Raw genomic sequence first — 3,153 nt, 5'->3', positions numbered from 1 at the left:
GGGGTCGGAGGTTCGAATCCTCTCGCTCCGACCATCAGTCGGGCGGTCTTTCCTTGAAAGGCCGCCCGTTTTCATTTCCGAATGATAAACAAACCAGCGATCATTCTGTCGACCAACATGTGCTACATCCACCCGAAAGTCTCCCGTTTCGGGATCCACAAATTTCGGATCCGCGACAATTGAATTCACATCCCAACCAAAATCGGCATAACGATCCTTCATGTCCGGAGCATTGGCGTAGTAAAGGTTCCCGTCGACACGTTTCCCCTTGGCTGTTTCGGTCGGCATCCGAGCACCTTGCGGTGCGGCCATGAAGATGTTGCTGAAGACTTCATCGCCGCTGTGGTTGTACCAAACGTGCGGGTGCAGCCCGTTGTTGATTGTGATGTTGTTCCACGCCCGACGACGAAAACCTTCCCGCAGTTTCAACCCACCGGCCAACATCAAATTGTTGGTGATGTCATAGTTCGACGATCCATCGTCCAGGTCGATGTCCCAGCCGTGATCGCAACGCCAGCGACTGTTTCGAATGACGGTCGTTTCCACCGCATCCAGAAATGGAAAATTCGGTTCTTGGTCGATGACTTTTTGGCTAGCACCTCGGTCGCTGCTCCAATAACGATCGCGTCCCCATGAATTGAACGAGCCGTGATCGTGCGTTTCTTGGACGGTGTCGAAGACATCACATCCTTCGATCAAGTGACCTCCCCAAGCTCCATCGCCGATGTTGATGCCGGCCCGAGCGCAGTCGTAGATTGAGCAATCACGAACGGTAATGTGCTGAGCCATTTCGATCTGCACGCCGGCGGGTTGCCGTTCGACTCTTCCAATCCCGTGGATCAAGCAATCTTCAACAGTGCAGTCCGCTGGGTAGTTGTTTGTTTTCGGTCCTGGCGTTCGATCGACCTTTGCCAGATCGTTTTTGTGGCCGTACTGAAACAAGGGATCTCGCACCGCGTTCGGGTCCCCCACAAAACAAACGCCGCTGGCTCCCGCGTCGTGGATGTGGCATCCGTGAATGTGAGTCCGGCGGTTGTAGTTGCTGACGAAGATCGCATTGCCACCGACTTGATCAAACTCAGAATTCGCAATTGTCACGTCCTCCGTTCCGGTCAACACCACCGCACCGCCGCGGTAAATCGCCCAGTCCGATCGCAGCATCGGTTCCTTGGTTTCCATGAACGTTCGAGCGGAGTGCCGGAAAACAAAACCGTTCAACGTGATGTGCCGAACAGGTTCTTGCTCGGTGCCGTCAACCTCGATCAAGTGCCGCAACCGAACGACCTCGACTTTGGCCATCTCGATATCCAACGCTGGACCGGGATAGAAATACAACGTGTTCGTTTTCGCGTTGTGATACCACTCGCCCGGTGCATCCAATTCTTCGAAGATGTTCTCGACCATCCGCTGGTCCTTGTGCATTCCCGAGGGGCGATTGTTCTGCCAACCACCCTCATAGATCACGTTGCCATCTGTGTCCTTGCCGGTGATTTGATAGTGATACCCGCCCCAGCGTGCTCGGTGCATCGCGTGAATGAACCCGCCAGTTGGATCGCTCCACTTTGCTGCTCGTTCTTTTGAAAACGCGTCCGCAGCATGACCTTGATACGCTTGCGTCTTCTTAGTCGGATCAAAATTGGGGTATCGAGCCATGCGTTGCATCCGGCCATCGACGAACAATTGATCGATCGCCAACCCTGGTTCGGTGCTGGCTTGCATGATGCCGTCACGAAACGGCTTCCAAGTCAGTTCAAGTCGCGAACCGCCGCTCAGAATCGCTCGGCCTTCGTTTTCGGCCAGATAGACGACCGGATGCTCTGCGGTTCCAGAATCACCGGAATCAAACACCAGCGTTCGTGGCAAATAGTGCACGCCGTCACCCACTCGAACAGTCACAGGTTCTTTTCCCGCGAAGGGGCGAACGATTTCGCGAGCACGATCAAGCGAAGCGACTGGCGATTGCTCCGATCCATCGTTGGCATCATCGCCATCCAAACGGACATAGACGTCCAAGGCATTGGCTGACTGCAAACCCAGTGTCAAAAACAAGATTGCAACGAGGGATCCAGAAACGCTGAGCGAGGCTGTGAGAGCCCGCGACCGAAAGAATTGCATCATAGTTTTCTAAGAGTAAGAATTCCGCCAACCAAGTACCATGATCCAATCGCTGCTGAACTCGACGGCCCAATGCGACGAGCCAGAAATGATTTGCGACACACAAGGCCATCATCCCTGCCACAAAGAGACCCGACAGGATAGGAAACGCCCCCAAGCATAGCAGCCAAGCCGTCGAGCATCCGCTATGAGAAACCGGTCAACTCGAATCCCACGGTGTCCCGTGGTTCTTCATGTTAGATTCGGTGCCCATTGCTCGAGGGTGTTTTCAAATCGCCTGCCTCGCCCTGCTAGTCACCACACATGAGAAGCACGCACATCGACAACTCGCTTGGTGAGGGCGTCTACTTCCCGCTTCAGTCCTACCCAGGGTTCATCCGTCGTTCGCTCGCGATGTTGATTGACGGGACCATTGTGATGTTCCTGGGAACTGGCATTTGGGCGCTGCTCTCGTTGCTGTTCTACGCCATGGAATTCACCCGAAGCCCCGAGGTATTTTTCTTTGTGATTTGGTTGGCCACCACTTGGGCTTACATGACGTTGCTCAAACGTTCGTGGCTTCGCACGATTGGGTATCGGCTGGCTGGGCTTCAGATCGTCGATGCAAATGGGAGCAGGCCCTCACTGACCAGAATGACGCTTCGATTGCTGATGTGGGTCTTTGGTCCTTTCAATTTTTTCTTCGACATGGTTTGGTTGGGCGCCGATTCGGAGCGACAAACACTGCGTGATTGCTATTGCGGCACTTACGTGGTTCGTACTGCGGCACAACCCGAAGGCATCGCGCCGCTTCATCTGACCCGCTACTTTGCCGCTGGACTGGCCCCGTCTTATCCTCGTGTTGTGCGCCCAGCGTCGGTCGCTGAGAGGCCAGCGCCGATGCCTCCGATCGCCGAATGACAACGGCCTTCGTCTGCAGAACGGCGGCTGATCGGCATTTCAGAAGATCACTCGTCTCGCAAGCTGGAAAAGAGATCCGGACTGGGCGACTCCGGCAGCGTGGATTTCCAGTCATCGATCAGGCGGGACAACCTGGCA

2 protein-coding genes are annotated in these 3,153 nt (G+C 55.0%); one reads left to right on the top strand and one right to left on the bottom strand.

Translation table 11 applies throughout. The features are described from left to right. On the bottom strand, positions 1 to 2,049 hold a 2,049-nt coding region (locus tag ACF8AM_RS02945), incomplete at its 3' end, for a right-handed parallel beta-helix repeat-containing protein (protein ID WP_392554199.1). A gap of 369 nt (positions 2,050 to 2,418) precedes the next feature. On the opposite strand from ACF8AM_RS02945, the gene ACF8AM_RS02940 reads away from it, so the two are divergent. Beyond that, positions 2,419 to 3,015, top strand: coding sequence for an RDD family protein (locus tag ACF8AM_RS02940; RefSeq protein ID WP_392554198.1), 597 nt, complete (start codon positions 2,419 to 2,421; stop codon positions 3,013 to 3,015). The last annotated feature ends 138 nt before the right edge of the window (positions 3,016 to 3,153 follow it).

Source organism: Rhodopirellula sp. JB055, from assembly GCF_043100905.1.
In the GTDB taxonomy this organism is placed as follows: Bacteria; Planctomycetota; Planctomycetia; order Pirellulales; family Pirellulaceae; genus Rhodopirellula.
The sequence above is the reverse complement of the archived record's forward strand: the minus strand, read 5'-3'. Positions and strand labels throughout refer to the sequence as shown.